Origin of the sequence: Chryseobacterium sp. KACC 21268 (assembly GCA_028736075.1) — a bacterium.
In the GTDB taxonomy this organism is placed as follows: domain Bacteria; phylum Bacteroidota; class Bacteroidia; order Flavobacteriales; family Weeksellaceae; genus Epilithonimonas.
In genome coordinates, this window is sequence record CP117875.1 from 26,143 (window position 1) to 43,180 (window position 17,038).

Here is a 17,038-nt window from a genome sequence, read left to right on the forward strand (position 1 = left end):
TTTTCGGGATTTTTTTTTGATTAAATTTGTTGTATAATTTTAATAATTTAATATCAGTTTAAGATTCTAACTTCTAAAATCTAGATTCTAACTTCTATGATGCAAGCTCAACGCAAAATAATCCACGTAGATATGGACGCCTTCTATGCTTCCGTAGAACAGCTCGATGACCCGAGTCTGCGTGGGAAAGCCATTGCGGTTGGCGGTGGACATCGTGGTGTAGTTTCAGCAGCAAGTTACGAAGCTCGGAAATTTGGAGTTCGGTCTGCGATGCCGAGTAAAACGGCGAGAGAACGATGTCCGCATCTCATTTTTGTAAAGCCGAGATTTGCACGATACAAAGAAATATCCAGCAAAATCAGAAGTATCTTTCACGAATACACAGACTTGGTAGAACCGCTTTCTCTGGACGAAGCTTATCTCGATGTTACCGAAAATAAAAAAGACATCGAGTCGGCGAATGACATTGCAAGGGAAATCAGAAAACGGATTTTTGAGGAAACGGGATTGACGGCTTCGGCTGGAATTTCTGTCAATAAGTTCTTGGCGAAAGTGGCGTCTGACATCAATAAACCAAACGGACAGAAAACGATTCATCCAACCAAAATAGATGAGTTTCTGGAAAACCTTCCGATTGAGAAATTCTACGGTGTTGGAAAAGTGACTGCGAACAGGATGCACACGTTGCACATCTTCAAAGGCTCTGATTTGAAGGCGAAATCTCTGGACGAACTGGAAAAGCTTTTCGGGAAATCTGGACGATATTATTACAATGTGGTCCGCGGAATCCACAATGGTGAAGTGAAACCAAATAGAATCCAGAAAAGTGTGGCGGTGGAAAGAACCTTTTGGGATGACATCAATGAGGATGATGAAGTGGACCAGAAACTGAAATCTTTAAGCTTAGAACTGGAAGAACGGCTTGGTAAAAAAGAAATCAAAGGGAAAACCTTGACTTTGAAAATCAAATACAAAGATTTTACGCTTTACACGAGAAGCAAAACGCAGGAACTTTATTTCGAAAATGCGGAAAAGTTCTACAACACGGCGAAGCAACTTTGGGAACTGCGACCTTTTGACAAGGCGATTCGACTTCTTGGACTTTCTTTGTCCAATCTTAATACGGACGAGAAAAAGCAGGTTTCTGTACAGTTGAAAATTCCTTTTGCTGAGTTTGATGATTGATTTCAAACGCAAAGTCCGCAAAGATTTTTTTGAATTACTTGAAAATATTTTAAGATTCGAAAGGACGCTTACGCTCAGCGAAGAGATTGGGAATAATTATTTCTCGCAGATTGGGCGGATTAGGCGGATTCAAACACAATATTTTGTTCCAGAGGAAACCTAACGAAGTGACAAAAGTTGTTTTGATTCGGGAACGTTTGAACCTTGCGAAGCGCGCCCCGGCTTGAGCGGAAATCCTTTTTTGTGGCTGGAATTAGCGATGGCAAAAAGATTGGGAGCGGAAGACGGAAATAGGCGCCCAAATTAATAGTTTGTCTGAGATTGAAATTTACAACTTGATTCTTTTTACTTTTCTGTTGTTTCTTCCCCAATTTCCTTGGCTTGATATTTTCATAGAACGGAATATCTAATTAAATAATCTGAAAAAATCTACATTCTTATGAACGGAACGATGATACAGTTTTTCCATTGGTACACCGATGGCGACTCATTCCTTTGGAAACATACAAAAGACCAAGCAACATATTTGTCGGACCTTGGGATTACTTCGGCTTGGCTTCCGCCGGCATATAAAAGTACGAACGCAGGATATTCTGTTGGGTATGACCCTTACGATTTGTTCGACTTGGGGGAATTTGACCAGAAAGGTGGCGTTGCTACGAAATATGGAACGAAGGAACAATATCTGGAAGCCGTGAAAGCGCTCAAAGAAAATAAAATCCAAGTGATTGCCGATGTGGTTTTGAACCACAAAGCCGGTGGTGACGAATTGGAGAAATTCCGTGTGGTGAAAGTGGACGAAAATGACCGCGACAAGGTGATTTCGGATGTGATGGAAATCGAGTCTTACACCAAATTTACGTTTCCAGGGAGAGGTGACAAATATTCTAATTTCAAATGGGATTTCACTTGTTTTTCTGGCGTGGATTATGCGGAAGGTTTGGACCAGGCGATCTTCCAAATCTTCAATGATTTTGGCGATGGCTGGGACGAGATTGTGGATACGGAAAAAGGAAATTACGACTATCTGATGTACAATGACATCGAGCATCGCAGTCCGTTTGTGCGTGAAGAACTGAATCATTGGGGAAAATGGTTTCACGATGAGACTGGATTTGATGGCGTGAGATTGGACGCTGTGAAGCATATTTCGCCCGGATTCTACAGAGAATGGCTGACGCTCTTGCGCTCCAACACAGGGAAAGACATTTTTGCCGTTGGTGAATATTGGGCGCCGGGATTGTTGCCACATCTGGAAGCTTATATTGATTCTACGGAAGGTTGTATGAGTCTATTTGACTCGTCACTTCAGCATAACTTCCATACGGCTTCGAAAACACCTGATTATGATTTGAGAAAGATATTCAGCAAAACATTGGTAGGTTCTCATCCGGACAAATCTGTCACTGTGGTGGATAATCACGATACGCAACCGCTTCAGGCTTTGGAAGCGCCGGTGGAAACTTGGTTTAAGCCGTTAGCTTACGCTTTGATTTTGTTGAGAAAAGATGGTTATCCTTGTGTTTTCTATCCAGACCTTTATGGCGCAAGCTACAAAGACAACGGTAGTGATGGGAATGAATATGAAATCCATCTCGAGAAAGTGGATGCGATAGAAGAACTCATCAAAGCGAGAAGAGATTTTGCTTACGGTGAACAGAGAGATTATTTTGAAGACGCGAATTGCTTAGGCTGGATTCGTGAAGGTGATGACGAACATTCCGGTTGTGCCGTGGTTCTGAGCAACAAAGAGGCGTACCACAAACCAATGGAAATAGGGAAACGATACGCTGGGCAAACTTTCTATGATTACACCGGACATTTGGAAGATAAAATCACGATTGACGAAAATGGCTGGGCAGATTTTCCTTGTCCTGCGGGGAATGTGAGTGTTTGGGTGGCGGAATAGATTGTTTAGAAGGAATTTATTAATTACATTTGATTAAGATAAATGGACTTAAATCCTAAATGAAATTTAATTTTTTCAATCTAAACAAGCAAAAAGATTCCTTACCAATGGATGAGGAACTCGATGAATTTGGTTTTAAAAAATCAGAATTATGCGAGTATGATAAATATGCAAAATTTTATCATTTAAATCTTATAAATGCACTTATCCTATTTACTTACACTTCAGACGAGTTAGACAAAATGGCTCCTATCTTAATTGACCCATTAACTGAATTATATGAAGATATAGAATATGCCTTTACGCCTGTTTGCTTCGAGACTATTTTTAGAAATAATTTAATAGAAGAAAAATATAAAGAAGAATTATTGCAGTTTAAAATACAAGTAGATGAAATACCAAATGAAATTTGGGACTGGGAATTTCTAGATGAACACCAAACTTGGAAAGCCATTAGAGCAAAATCTGAAAATATTCTAAATACATTTGGTATAAATCATCGAAAATATAACGATGAAAGCACACCAATAATTCTAAATAGTGGAGATATCATTAAAAAAGACAAATCACAATGAGCAATCAAAACAAACCTCCAAAAGTAACGGGCATCGGTGGTATTTTCTTTTTGTCCGATGACCCCAAGGAAACCAGAGACTGGTACTCGAAAAACCTTGGTCTTGATATGACCGAATGGGGCTCAACCTTCGAATCCAGAAACGTCAATGACCCAGACGAAGTGAATCAATTGCAATGGAGTCCGTTCAAAAGCGGAAGCAGTTATTTTGAGCCTTCAAAAAAGGAATTTATGATCAATTATCGCGTTCAGAATATCGAAGAATTGGTAAAAAATCTAAGGAAAAATGGCGTCACCATCCTGGACGAGATCGATGAATCTGATCATGGGAAATTTGTTCATATCCTGGATTCTGATGGGAATAAGTTGGAGCTTTGGGAACCGACTGAAAGTAAATAAAATTTTTGTCTCATCAATATGGATGAATTAGAATACCGATTGATCAAGCCAGATCCATCAATCTCTGATTTTGTGTATTGCTTTTCTTCTCTGCAAAATCTTTCCAGTCAAAAGGAAGGTGTCATCGTCCCAAATGGAAAGATCGACCTGCTATTTTGCAAGACCAAAGAAAAGCAACTGCACATTGTCCTAATGGGTTTGGAAACTAAGCCGAAACCAATGCCAAAGCTAGATATCATTTCTTTCTTTGCCATCAGCTTTAATCCATTGGCGTTGGAATATATTCTCCATCAATCCATTTCAGAATTTGTAGATAGTGGATTGGAATTGCCAAATGATTTCTGGGATTTCAACATTGATGATCTGGAAAACATCGAAATGTTTTGTGAAAAAGCGTCTCAGAAGATCCAGTTGATCTTACCAGAAAAAGTCGATAATAGAAAACTAAAATTATTCAATTTGATATTTGAGAGTAATGGGGAAATCAACATTAAGGAATTGCCAGAAAAAATAGGCTGGAGTGAAAGACAGATCAACCGATATTTCAAAAAACATTTAGGCATTTCATTGAAATATTATTGCAACATTCTTCGCTTCCAAGCATCACTTCATCATATCAAGGACGGTCATCTTTTTCCTCAGCTCAATTTCACCGACCAATCCCACTTCATCAAAGAGATCAAGAAACTTTCCGGTGTTTCTCCAAAAGAACTTTTTAAAAATCAAAACGACCGTTTTTTACAATTTCTGGTCTATCATACCAAGTAATTTTGCAGCATAGAATTTTAAATTATGCTCATCAAAAATAAAAAAATCGCCATCATTGGCGGAGGTCCCGGCGGACTGACTTTAGCACGACTGCTACAACTGAAAGGCGCTTCTGTAAAAGTTTATGAAAGAGATATTGATAAAAATGCAAGAGTCCAAGGTTCCCCACTCGACCTTCACGAAGATTCTGGATTGGCTGCGATCCGAAAAGCTGATCTCCTAAGCGAATTCAAAGCAAACTTTCTTCCAGGCGCAGATAAAACCCTTATCGTCAATGAGAAAGCGGAGATTTTCTACAGTGATCACGAAACCAATCTCGAAGAAAATTTTGGACACGACCATTTCCGTCCGGAAATCGACCGTGGTTCATTAAGGAAAATTTTGCTTGAGTCTTTGGACCAAGAAACGGTGATTTGGGACAGTCATTTTGTATCAATGGAAAAGCAAGGTGAAGGTTGGAAATTAAACTTTAAAGATAAAGAATCCGTCTACGCTGATATCGTCATTGCATCTGATGGCGCCAATTCCAAGATCAGACCTTACATTACGAACATCAAAGCCTTCTATTCTGGGATATTGATGTTGGAAGGAAGCATTTCTGACTCAAAGACGAAGGTTCCATATCTAAACAACTTAATAAAGGGTGGAAAAATAATGGCCTTCGGGAATGAAAAGAACATTTTGATGGGACAAAAAGGAAACGGCGACCTGGGTTTCTACGCCAGTTTCCGAGCAGACGAAAATTGGACAATTGACAGTGGTCTTGATTTTAATGACAAACTACAAGTTTTGGATTGGTTCAAAAAAGCTTATCCAGAATGGAGCCACGTGTGGTACGAATTATTTGAAAATACTGAAGTCCCTTTCATTCCACGTCCTATTTATTGCATGCCTGTTGATCAAACTTGGGAAGCTCAATCCAATCTGACAATGATTGGCGATGCCGCTCACGTAATGCCGCCGTTTGCAGGTGAAGGCGCCAATATGGCAATGCTGGACGCGCTTGAACTGAGTGAACATTTGACCTCTGAAAATCATCATTCTCTTCTGGAAGCTATTGCTGGATTCGAGGCCAATATGAGAAAAAGAGCGGCAGAGGCAGCACAAGAATCTCTTCAAAATGGAGAAAAGATGCATTCGGAAAATGCATTGGAAACGATGCTGGAGTTCTTTGGCAACCACTGATCTGAAATTGATAAATTAAAAAAACCTCTCAGAAATCATTTCCGAGAGGTTTGTATTTTTAGTATAAGGATTGAATTAATATCCAACTTCGCTCGAGCCTTCGCCAAGAAGTGCCTTTGCAGCAGAAGTTCCGATTCTTTGGATTCCTAAATTTATCATTTTTTCTGCATCTTCAGGTGTTTTCACGCCGCCAGCCGCTTTCACTGGAAGTTTACCTGCGTTGTCCAACATAATTTTTACGCCTTCGAAAGTCGCTCCATTTGGTTTTCCGCCTTCGGTCACAAAAAAACCTGTTGAAGATTTGACGAAAATCTTTGAAAAGTCTTTCTCTTCAAAGTTTTCTTGTGCCCATTTCCAGATACTAGCTGTCAGATCGGCAATTTGTGAATCTGTAAATGCAGCGATCTCGATGATCCATTTTACAGTTTTATCGAAATGAAGACCTAATTTGGTTCCTTCCACAAATTCTTTTTTGACCAAGTCTAAATCTCCAGCCTTGAAAGCTTCATAATTGATGACATAGTCCAACTCATCCACACCATCCAAAACCGCTTGATTTGCTTCGGCCAATTTTTCTTCTAAAGAATAACTGCCTTCGTGAAAACCTATAACTGTTCCTACCAAAACTTCGGAATGTTGCGCTGTGAGATAATCTTTAATTAGTTTAACATAATTCGGACGGATCATCACTTCCTTAAAATTATAAGCAATGGCCTCATCTGTCAATTCTCTTACTTTTTCAAAGGTTTGTTCTTCTGTAAGCCCAGATTGAGCTGGCGTTTTAAGATATGTCGAGTCTAAATATTGATTGATTTTCATAATCAGATTTTTATTTTTAAAGCCTTATAACGGCTAATTCTATTTGTACAAAAATAAAAAAAGGATACAAATAACTTGCATCCTTTTATTTATTATATCAATTTAATTTAAACTTTCAACTGTCTGCTGATGCTTTGTTCAAGAGAAAGAATTGTCTCTGTTCTAGTCACACCTTTCAGTTTTTGGATCTTATTTAGGATCTCCATCAAGTGGTCGTTATCCTTACAAAGAACCTTTAGGAAGATCGTGTAGTTTCCTGTCGTGTAATGTGCCTCTACCACTTCATTTACCAAATTCAGATTCTTGATCGCATCCTGATAGTGACTTGGCTGATCCAAGAAAACACCAATGTATGAAACCACTTTGTAGCCGATCTTTCTCGGATTAAGGAAAGAAATAGAATTCTCTATCACGCCTGCCTGCTCCAATTTTTTTATTCTTTGATGAACTGCCGTTGTAGAAATCCCTACGTGCTTAGATATGTGCGCAAGAGAAGTCTTTGCATTATCCATCAACATATAGACAATTTCTTTATCAACCCCGTCTAAATGATAACCAGATTCAGATGCACTTTTCATAATTTACAATTTGATTTTTTGATTTTTTAAATTTAGTACAAAATATTTTAAACAAACGAATAATTTTAATTGAATTTCTAAAAACAGCATAGTCCAAAACTTACTATTTAATTAAAATAAATGTTTATTGTTTTTTATTTCACGGTAAAAATATAGAAAATAATATGAAATGAGAAAATATATTAATATAATTTTTCAAATACAGCATAAAAATCATATAAACTAAATTTTACCTAAATGTGTATTTAATATTAATTTTTAGTTAAACTGAAATTTGAATTTCGTAAGTAGTATTATTTAAAACGCAGATCTAAAAACCTTAATTTCAATTAATTAAAACAAAAAATAATGTCTAAATAAAAAATAATTTTGAATACTGAAAAAATGATATATTTAGGCCTTATATATAGACCAATGAAAAAATTTTACAACCTGATTGCAATCTTTATTGCAATCCTTAGCTATGCGCAGACGCAGACGGTCGCCTACTCGATCAGTCCCTCTGCCTTCAACGAAGACGAATCTATTACCGTTACCATCAACGGAAGTAGCATCAACGAATCTACCTGGGGTGTTACCAACAATGCTCTTTACCTGTGGGCCTGGTCATACGACAGCAATGATGCCAACAGTATGGATTGCCCTACCAACGGAACTTGGGCAGCTTCCAGTGAAACCAATAAGTTGACTTACAACTCCGGTAATGATACTTACACGATGACTTTTGTTCCCAGAACATTCTACAATAGAACAGGATTGGGGAGAATTGGTTTTCTAATAAAAACTAAAACCGGAAACGGACAGTCTCAGGACATTTATTCTGAAGTTGGTAAATTCCAGTTTGTAAACACAACGCCTAAAAATGGCTCTGTGAATTTTATTGCTTCCGGAAACAACTATCCTATTTCCTACAGCACATCTTTACCAGCAAATTATGTTGTAAAAGCAAACGGAAATACGATCTACACAGCAAACAATGTTTCATCAATCTTCACGGCGTACAACATTACAACCGACAGCCAGATTGAATTGACTGCTACGAGTGTAGCCGACGGATCTGTACAAACTTCAAAGTTCAGTATTTCTCCGACGCCTTCTTCACAAAGTGCTGCTATTCCTGCTTACATGAGACAGGGAATCTCTTATGATCCAAACGACCCAACCAAAGTTGGTTTGGCACTTTATGCACCTTTTAAAAGTTATGTCCACGTCATTGGCAGCTTCAACAACTGGCAGATTTCTTCTAATTATGTGATGAAGAGAGATACGAACAATACCAATCTTTTCTGGATAGAGATCTCTGGCCTTACGCCTCAGCAGCTTTACACTTTCCAGTACAGAACAAGTGACGGTGTGAAAGTAGCAGATCCTTATTCTACTTTGGTGCTTTCTCCGGATGATGACCCATTCATCAGTGCTAGTACTTATCCAGGATTGCCAGCTTATCCAGCGGGACAACAATACGATGTTTCAGTGATCCAAACGGCTAAACCTGCCTATAACTGGACGGTGACCAATTTCCAAAAACCTGCAAAGCAAAACCTTATCGTCTATGAAGCGCTTGTAAGAGATTTTACAGAAGGAAAAAACTGGCAGGCAATGATCGATAAGATCCCGTACATCAAAGGACTGAACGTGAATGCAATCGAACTAATGCCTGTAATGGAATTTGATGGAAACAGCTCTTGGGGTTACAATCCTGGATTCCACCTGGCTTTGGACAAAGCTTACGGAACGCCGGAAAAATTTAAAGAATTTATTGATAAATGCCACCAAAACGGAATTGCCGTGATATTGGATGTTGCGTTGAATCACGCTACCGGAAGATCACCATTAGAAAGATTATGGTCCACTAGCACAGACGGAAGTTATGGAGGTGTGGCTTCCAACAATCCTTACTTCAACTTGTTACCGACGCACGCTTACAACGTTTTCTATGATTTCAACCATTCAAAAGCTGACACCAGATATTATGTGAACAGAGTTTTGGAACAATGGATCAAAGAATACAAAGTGGATGGATTCCGTTGGGACCTTACCAAAGGATTTACACAAAACTGTACAGCTTCAGATGAAGGTTGTACTGGTTCTTATCAGCAGGACAGAGTGGATGTTTTGAAACTATACTCGGACTATCAATGGTCTTACGACCCGACTTCTTACATCATCTTCGAACATTTGGGTTCAGATCAGGAAGAGCAACAATGGGCAAACTACAAAGTTGGCGAAGGAAAAGGTGTGATGATGTGGGACAATTTGATTGGTCCTTACGGTCAAAACACAATGGGTTACGATGCCAACAGCAACTTCAGCAGAGTTGATTTCGAAAACCACGGTTTCAGCGAAAGAAGAAACGTAACTTACGGTGAAAGCCACGATGAAGAAAGATTGATGTTCAGAAACCTGAACTATGGAAATGGTCCAGTAAAAACTCTTGCAACAGCATTGGAAAGACAAAAAGCTTTCGGTGCCGTTTTCTTGACCGTTCCTGGTCCTAAAATGATCTGGCAGTTTGGAGAACTTGGATATGAATTCAGTATCAACAGATGTGAAAACGGAACCATCAGCAACGATTGTAGACTATCTCCAAAACCAGTAGCTTTCACATTAGGCTATGATACAGATGTGGCTAGAAAATCAATTTATGATGTATGGTCAAAAATATTGCAAATCAGATTGTCAAGCCCAGTTTTTGACACGACCACTTTCACTGTAGAGTCCGGGAATCTTTTGCCTAAGATCTACATTTGGAAAGATGCATTGCCTGCAAACAGTTTGAAGAATGTCATCGTTGTGGCCAACTTTACCACAACAGCACAAACTGTAACACCTAACTTCCCATACGCCGCTACTTGGTACAACTTGATGGACAACACTTCAATGTCTGCAAGTGCTGCTACGACTGTCGTTCTTCAGCCAGGAGAATTCAGGATCTATGGTAACCAAACCGTTTTGGCGACTGACGATGCGAAGATTGACACCAACAAGACATCGCTTCAAATCGTACAGAATCCAGCGACAGAAGGTGTGTTGAAAATCAGATACAACAAGGCGAAAAACGGACAGATCAACGTGTACGATATCAACGGAAAACTAGTTAAATCATTCGGATTGAAATCTGCGAAAGGAGACGAAACATTCTCTGTAAATGGATTGACCTCCGGCGTTTATATGGTTCAGTTGAAATCAGACGAAGGTTTGGCAGTTTCAAAATTGATTGTGAAATAAGTCAACACAATTTTAATAAACCAAAATCGCCCCGATAATTTCGGGGCGATTTTTTATTTTTCAGATAAGGTTTTCAAGTCATTCAGGCCTTCATCAAACGTGCTCATCATTTGTCTGTCGAGCACAGGTTTCATCGGTTTCATAATGGTCGTACAATCAAAATCAATGTCCCAGGTGACTTTCGTGTCATTGCCCGCAGGTTCCAATTTGATATTCGAAGTCGCATAATCCTCAAAAGGTTTGATGAAGTGCATCTTCGTCGTCACCAGCTGATTCGGCTCGATTCTCGTAATTTCCTGCTCGCCCTCGCCTACTTCATCATTACCTTTCCAAGCGAAAAAATCACCGACAACACCGCTATTTCCTTTATACGTTTTCACCAGATTCTTATCCAGTTTCATCCACGGACTCCAGGAATTGATGGCGCGCATCGAGTTCACATTCTGCCAGACCTTCTCCTGCGGTGCATTTATCACAATCGATTTTTCACCGTGATAATGGCTGTCAAAAAACAAGATTGCGATAAGACAATACGCCACAAAAATGCCCAAAATAACACCTAAGATTTTCAGAATTTTTTTCATAATAAGTATAGTTTAAGTTCAAAACAAATCTAAAAATAATTTAAATACAAAAACTTTTCCTAAGACAATATTTATTTGGGCGCCTTTATCCGCCTTCCACTCCCGCTTTTTTGTCATTGCGAAAGACGTGAAGTCATCAATAGAAACTTTCTAGAATCGCAATGACAAAAAGAGCTCCGTTCAAGTCGAGGCGCAATTTTGTCATACTTTCACCTTTAGGTACTAAATTTGTGATTTCAACAAAGTAAGAAAAGGCTTCGAGAGCCTCAGCCTGACAAGGACAAGGCTAACTATCAACTATCAACTATCAACTATCAACTATCAACAAAATTATGAATCCACTATTAGAAAAATTCAACACCAAATATACCTCATCACCTTTCAGCGATATCAAAGAAGAACATTACCTTCCCGCATTTCAGGAATTGGTAAAAACCGCTGAAAAGGAAATCGACGAAATCACCAACAATCCAGAAACGCCAACTTTCGAAAATACGATTGAAGCAATGGCTTTTTCCGGCGAACAATTGGACAGAGTTTCGAGCATTTTCTTCAATCTAAATTCTGCCGAAACCAACGACGAAATCCAGAAAATCGCGCAAGATGTTTCTCCACTGTTGACCGAATTCTCTTCCAAAATTTCGCAAAACGAAAAACTATTCGAAAGAATCAAAAACGTTTACGACCAGAAAGACACTTTGTCATTGAACGATGAACAAAAAATGTTGCTGAATGAAACGTATAAAGGTTTTGTGAGAAGTGGAGCTTTATTAAATGAAGAAGACAAAAAGAAACTGGAAAAAATCAATATGGATTTGTCCATCAAGTCCCTTCAATTCGGACAAAATGCTTTGGCATCGACCAACGCTTATTTCAAACACATCACAGACAAAGAACAATTGAAAGGAATTCCCGAAGCAATCCTGGAGCAATATCACGAAGATGCCAAGGAAAAAGGTTTGGAAGGTTACGTGATTACACTTCAATATCCAAGTTATCTTCCTGCACTGACTTACGCAGAAAACCGTGAGCTCAGACAAGAATTAGCATTAGCAAATGGCAAAAAATCCTTTGACGGTGGAGAATTTGACAATCAAAATCTCATCAAAGAAATCGTAAAACTTCGTCAGGAAAAAGCGGAATTATTGGGTTATAAAAATTACGCAAATTTCGTTTTGGAGGAAAGAATGGCAAAATCGCCAGAAAAAGTGTTTGAATTTCTAAACGAACTTTTGGACAAAGCAAAACCTTTCGCTCAAAAGGAAATCGAGGAATTAAAAACCTTAGCAAAAGCCGACGGAATTGATGAAATTCAAAGCTACGACCACGCTTTCTACGCTGAAAAATTAAGAAAACAAAAATTCGATATCGATGATGAAGAACTGAAACCTTACTTCCAATTGGAGAAAGTTCAGGAAGCAGTTTTCGGATTAGCAGGAAAATTATTTGGACTTGAATTCAAGGAAATTAATGATGTTCAGAAATACCACGAAGATGTGAAGACTTATGAGATTTTCGACGTTGGAAGCGGAAAGTTGGAAAATGGAAGTGCAGAAGGCTTCGATAATCTCAGCCTGACAAACGAAAAGCAAGAAGCCAAAAGCCAAGCGCTAAAAGCAATCCTTTACGTCGATTATCATCCTCGAAAAGGAAAACGTGCCGGAGCCTGGATGACGAGCTATAAAAATCAATATAAAAAAGACGGCGAAAATTCCCGTCCGCATATTTCCGTGGTTTGTAATTTCACAAAGCCTACGAAAGACACGCCAAGTTTGTTGACTTTCCAGGAAGTGACAACCTTGTTCCACGAGTTTGGACACGCACTTCACGGCGTTTTGGCAGACACGCAATATCCGAATTTGTCAGGAACTTCTGTGAAATGGGATTTTGTGGAATTGCCTTCCCAATTCTTAGAAAATTTCTGCTACGAACCAGAATTTCTAAAAACATTCGCCAAACATTATCAAACCGGAGAAATTTTACCAGACGAAAAAATCGAGAAGTTATCTCAAAGCAAATCCTTTATGGAAGGCTATCAAACGATGAGACAAGTTGGTCTTGGATTGTTGGATATGGCGTTTCATTCGGAAGTTGGAGAGTTGGAGCGTTTGAGCGTGAAAGAGTACGAAGTTGAAAAAACTGAGGCTACAAGTATCTACCCTTCAAATCCGGAAACGGCGACTGCACCAAGTTTCTCACATATTTTTCAAGGTGGATATTCGGCTGGTTATTATTCTTACAAATGGGCGGAAGTTTTGGATGCGGATGCGTTTCAATATTTCAAAGAGAATGGCATCTTCAATCCGGAAATTGCTTCAAAATATAAAATCCTTCTTTCTTCCGGCGGAACCAAAGACCCGATGGAATTGTTCAAAGCGTTCCGTGGAAGCGAGCCGAAAGTGGAGAGCTTATTGAAGAGAGCGTTTGGAGTTTAATATTATATTAGCTAAAAATTAAAATATTGAAAAATCACTTAAACTTGATTTTATTATTGGTTTGTATTTCTGTCTTTGTAAAAGCTCAAACGAAGCCCACAACATTATTTGAAAATGATGCGAAGCTAACCGGACAAACGGACAAAAATGGGGAGCGAACAGGCGAATGGAAATGGTTTGAGAAAAATGGCGAACTCTTCCAAATTGGAAAATACACCAATGGAAAACCAGTCGATGAATGGAAAACCTATTATCGCAATGGAAAATTGAGAACAATTGGTCGATTCGAAAATGGAAAGCAAACTGGTGAGTGGAAGGAATATTATGATAATGGACAACTTTATGAAATTGGCTTGTACAATGGCGAAAACAGAATTGGCGAACACCAATGGTACCACGACAATGGAAAACCAAAAATGATTGGAAGCTACGATGAAGCTGGAAAAACCATTGGCGAATGGAAAGAATATTACGCCAATGGACAGCTAAGACACGTTGGAACCCAAAGAGACAATAATCGCGTTGGTGAATGGAAATATTATCACGAAAACGGAAACTTGGAAAAAACTGGCAGTCACGATGATAATGGAATGATGGTCGGCGAATGGAAATTATATCATAAGAACGGAAAGATTGGAGCAGTTGGAATCATAAAAGATGGTGAAAAAACTGGAGAATGGAAATATTATGATGAAAACGGCAATCTGAAAAAGGCCAAATAACCTTATCAATTTATAATTTAAACCAATGACTTGTCCCTGCTGTTCTGGAAAACCCTACGAAGATTGCTGTCAACCTTATCACACAAAAGAAAAATTCCCACCAACTGCGGAAGCTTTGATGCGTTCTCGTTTTTCAGCGTTTGCGATTCCGAATGGTGAATATCTGTGGGAAACCACTTCGCCTGGAAAACGGAAATTCCATAATAAGAAAAGTCTTCAAGAATGGGGCGAAATCAATAAATGGACGAGGTTGAAAATCGTGGATACGCCTTCAATGAACAAAGTGGAATTCAAAGCGTTTTATACGGATGAAGATGGAAATCCGCAAGTTCATCACGAGTTATCGACTTTCAAAACGATTCAGAACCGCTGGTATTATGTGAGCGGAGTGTTTTTGGATTGACTTCTTTAATGGGCTTCGAGAGCCTCAGCCTGACAATGGATTAAATTATGTAATCTTAGAAATTTCACTGAGGCTTTCGAAGTATTCCTTTATAAACCTTTTTTCTTTTTTTGTCTTAAAACATACAGATACAAACTTTCCACTTTGGCTCTTGCCCAGTCGGTTTTTCTGAGGAATTTCAGCGAGGAATTGATGCTTGGATTGTCGGCGTTGAAACATCGGATGTTGATTTGCTTTCCCAGTTCTTCGAAACCATTGTAGTAATCCACCAATTCTTCCAAAATAGCGTCTAGTCTTTGGCCGTGTAAAGGGTCTTTCGAAGTTTGTTCCATTTTGTAAAATTATTGATTTTAATATAATTTTGAACGCAAAGTCCGCAAAGATTTTTTATAATGATTGAAAATATTTTTAAGGTTCGCAAAGGCGCTTCGCTCAGCTAAGATTTGAAATTCATTAAGTCTTTTAAAAATGATTAACAGCAAACAAATCAATAAAGACATTTTATTTTCTTGATGTAATTTCCGCTTCTCCTTATTTCATATATTTGATTATAAATCAGAAAAAATGAAAATCCTAACTTTTATTATCCTTTTATTTTCTACAATGTCTCACGCTCAGGACTTCGCCAATTTCGGCAAATATCAGAAACAAAATCAAGAAGTAAAATCCAAAAACACAACACCAAACTCTGTATTGATGGGCGATTCTATCACAGAAGGTTGGTTTGCCACAGACCCGGAATTTTTCACTAAAAACAATTTCGTCGGAAGAGGAATCGGTGGACAAGTGACTTCACAGATGCTTTTGAGATTTCGCGAAGATGTGATTTTATTGAAACCAAAACGCGTGATTATCCTCGCTGGAACCAATGATATTGCGGAAAATCAAGGTCCTATTTCTTTGGATAAGGTTTTTGGGAATATTGTTTCGATGGTGGAATTGGCAAAAGCCAATAATATCAAAGTGGTTTTGTGTTCGGCGCTTCCCGCATCCGATTTCCCTTGGAGAAAAGGAATGATGCCCGCTGACAAAGTGATTGCACTGAATCAAATGATAAAAGATTACGCTCAGAAAAACAAAATCACCTACATCGATTATCACACACCTTTGAAAGACGATAAAGACGGTTTGCCGAAAGAAATTGCAGAAGACGGAATCCATCCGAACAAATTGGGTTATGAGAAAATGGAAGCCATTCTGATGAAAAATTTGAAGTAATGAATCTTGAAGCACTGAAATTCCCAGTCGGAAAATTCCAAAAACCGGAAAACATCACCAAAGACATCATCGAATCGGCTATTTCTGAAATTGAAAAATTTCCAAATCTTGTGAAAGTCGAAATTGAAAATTTGGATGAAAACGATTTGAAGTTAAAATACAGACCAGAAGGCTGGACCATATCACAAGTTATTCACCATTGTGCCGATAGTCATATCAACAGTTATGTGCGATTCAAATTGGCGTTGACGGAAAATATTCCAATAATTAAACCTTACGGGGAAAGTCTTTGGGCAGAATTGCCGGATAGCAAGCTTTCGCCTTTTGTTTCTTTGAAGTTGCTGGAAGCTTTGCACGAAAGATGGGTTTTTCTTTTGAAAAGTTTGTCTGAGGAAGATTTGAACAAAGAATTTATCCATCCTGAACAGTCAGAAAAGATTTCGCTCAAAGAGAATATTTTAATTTACAGTTGGCATTGTCAGCATCATTTGGCGCATATTCGCCAAGCGAAGGAATTGAGATTTAATTAAAAAACTTTAAAAAATTATGAAAAAACCAATCTCTTTTTTATTTCTACTTTCCATCAATATTTTTTCATTGGCTCAGAATAAAATCGACCAAGACCTGGAAAAATGTCTAAGCCAAAGAAATTCTACTGCTGGTCAAGTAAGCTGTGTTTCTTCTGCTCGGGATTCTTGGGACAAAGAACTTAATAAATCTTATTTATCATTAAGTCAAAAACTTTCAAAAACCGGAAAGAGCGAATTGGTAGAAGCGCAGAGAAATTGGATGAAGTTCCGAGATTCTGAATTCAAATTGATTGACAAATATTATATTGGTGTGAAGAAAGGAACATTATTCTACGTGATTGCGGAAAATAAAAAATTGGAGATTGTGAAGGAAAGGGTTTTACAGCTTAAAGATTATGATGAGCAGTTTGATTATTGATTAGTTCAATATGTTAATCAATGGAAACAAACCACATTAAATATAGTTATAAAAAATTTACACTAATCATTATATGCGCTTTT

Annotated in this window: 17 protein-coding genes; 13 read left to right on the forward strand and 4 right to left on the reverse strand. The window is 38.3% G+C overall.

The window, feature by feature from the left end:
• Positions 1 to 96 precede the first annotated feature (96 nt).
• From dinB to PQ459_00140, 6 genes are all read left to right on the forward strand, one after another.
• Entirely contained in the window at positions 97 to 1,185 is a 1,089-nt protein-coding gene (gene dinB, locus PQ459_00115; GenBank protein ID WDF46898.1) for a DNA polymerase IV, read from the forward strand.
• Positions 1,186 to 1,624: 439 nt separating this feature from the next.
• Positions 1,625 to 3,094 carry an alpha-amylase gene (locus PQ459_00120; GenBank protein ID WDF46899.1) on the forward strand — a complete coding sequence of 490 codons (1,470 nt, stop codon included), beginning with the start codon at positions 1,625 to 1,627 and terminating at the stop codon, positions 3,092 to 3,094.
• A gap of 59 nt (positions 3,095 to 3,153) precedes the next feature.
• Positions 3,154 to 3,669 carry a hypothetical protein gene (locus PQ459_00125; GenBank protein WDF46900.1) on the forward strand — a complete coding sequence of 172 codons (516 nt, stop codon included), beginning with the start codon at positions 3,154 to 3,156 and terminating at the stop codon, positions 3,667 to 3,669.
• The gene (locus PQ459_00130) at positions 3,666 to 4,067 is read left to right on the forward strand and encodes a VOC family protein (protein ID WDF46901.1); all 402 of its coding nucleotides are present in this window, start codon (positions 3,666 to 3,668) and stop codon (positions 4,065 to 4,067) included. The genes PQ459_00125 and PQ459_00130 overlap by 4 nt, the downstream gene beginning before the upstream one ends.
• 18 nt (positions 4,068 to 4,085) lie before the next feature.
• Entirely contained in the window at positions 4,086 to 4,835 is a 750-nt protein-coding gene (locus PQ459_00135) for a helix-turn-helix domain-containing protein (protein ID WDF46902.1), read from the forward strand.
• Between the two features lie 24 nt (positions 4,836 to 4,859).
• A complete protein-coding gene (locus PQ459_00140) occupies positions 4,860 to 6,020 on the forward strand; it encodes an NAD(P)/FAD-dependent oxidoreductase (GenBank protein WDF46903.1) in 1,161 nt (386 codons plus the stop codon).
• 75 nt (positions 6,021 to 6,095) lie between these two features.
• On the opposite strand, the gene deoC is transcribed toward PQ459_00140, so the two are convergent.
• A complete protein-coding gene (gene deoC / locus PQ459_00145) occupies positions 6,096 to 6,839 on the reverse strand; it encodes a deoxyribose-phosphate aldolase (GenBank protein ID WDF46904.1) in 744 nt (247 codons plus the stop codon).
• Between the two features lie 107 nt (positions 6,840 to 6,946).
• On the reverse strand, positions 6,947 to 7,417 hold the full coding sequence (locus PQ459_00150; GenBank protein WDF46905.1) for an Lrp/AsnC ligand binding domain-containing protein: 471 nt from the start codon (positions 7,415 to 7,417) through the stop codon (positions 6,947 to 6,949).
• Positions 7,418 to 7,831: 414 nt separating this feature from the next.
• Here PQ459_00150 and PQ459_00155 point away from each other — a divergent pair, with 414 nt between their 5' ends.
• Positions 7,832 to 10,645, forward strand: a complete 2,814-nt coding sequence (locus PQ459_00155) for an alpha-amylase family glycosyl hydrolase (protein WDF46906.1) — start codon at positions 7,832 to 7,834, stop codon at positions 10,643 to 10,645.
• Between the two features lie 53 nt (positions 10,646 to 10,698).
• Here the strand turns inward: PQ459_00155 and PQ459_00160 are convergent, their stop codons facing one another.
• Positions 10,699 to 11,229: an SRPBCC family protein gene (locus PQ459_00160; GenBank protein ID WDF46907.1), complete on the reverse strand. Its 531-nt coding sequence runs from the start codon at positions 11,227 to 11,229 to the stop codon at positions 10,699 to 10,701.
• Positions 11,230 to 11,561: 332 nt separating this feature from the next.
• Between PQ459_00160 and PQ459_00165 the strand changes: the two genes are divergently transcribed.
• The 3 genes from PQ459_00165 to PQ459_00175 are packed head-to-tail and all read left to right on the forward strand — an operon-like array spanning position 11,562 to position 14,789.
• Positions 11,562 to 13,664 carry a M3 family metallopeptidase gene (locus tag PQ459_00165; protein ID WDF46908.1) on the forward strand — a complete coding sequence of 701 codons (2,103 nt, stop codon included), beginning with the start codon at positions 11,562 to 11,564 and terminating at the stop codon, positions 13,662 to 13,664.
• Positions 13,665 to 13,690: 26 nt separating this feature from the next.
• Complete coding sequence (locus PQ459_00170; protein ID WDF46909.1) at positions 13,691 to 14,386, forward strand: hypothetical protein; 696 nt, start codon at positions 13,691 to 13,693, stop codon at positions 14,384 to 14,386.
• A 25-nt stretch (positions 14,387 to 14,411) separates the two neighbouring features.
• Positions 14,412 to 14,789 (forward strand): YchJ family protein, encoded by a 378-nt coding sequence (locus PQ459_00175; protein ID WDF46910.1) that lies wholly within the window; start codon positions 14,412 to 14,414, stop codon positions 14,787 to 14,789.
• Positions 14,790 to 14,878: 89 nt separating this feature from the next.
• Here the strand turns inward: PQ459_00175 and PQ459_00180 are convergent, their stop codons facing one another.
• Positions 14,879 to 15,121, reverse strand: coding sequence for a VF530 family protein (locus PQ459_00180; protein ID WDF46911.1), 243 nt, complete (start codon positions 15,119 to 15,121; stop codon positions 14,879 to 14,881).
• Between the two features lie 232 nt (positions 15,122 to 15,353).
• Here PQ459_00180 and PQ459_00185 point away from each other — a divergent pair, with 232 nt between their 5' ends.
• The 3 genes from PQ459_00185 to PQ459_00195 are packed head-to-tail and all read left to right on the forward strand — an operon-like array spanning position 15,354 to position 16,955.
• Complete coding sequence (locus PQ459_00185; protein WDF46912.1) at positions 15,354 to 16,007, forward strand: SGNH/GDSL hydrolase family protein; 654 nt, start codon at positions 15,354 to 15,356, stop codon at positions 16,005 to 16,007.
• Entirely contained in the window at positions 16,007 to 16,537 is a 531-nt protein-coding gene (locus PQ459_00190; GenBank protein ID WDF46913.1) for a putative metal-dependent hydrolase, read from the forward strand. Before PQ459_00185 ends, PQ459_00190 begins: the two co-directional genes overlap by 1 nt.
• Before the next feature lie 16 nt (positions 16,538 to 16,553).
• A complete protein-coding gene (locus tag PQ459_00195) occupies positions 16,554 to 16,955 on the forward strand; it encodes a DUF1311 domain-containing protein (protein WDF46914.1) in 402 nt (133 codons plus the stop codon).
• The last annotated feature ends 83 nt before the right edge of the window (positions 16,956 to 17,038 follow it).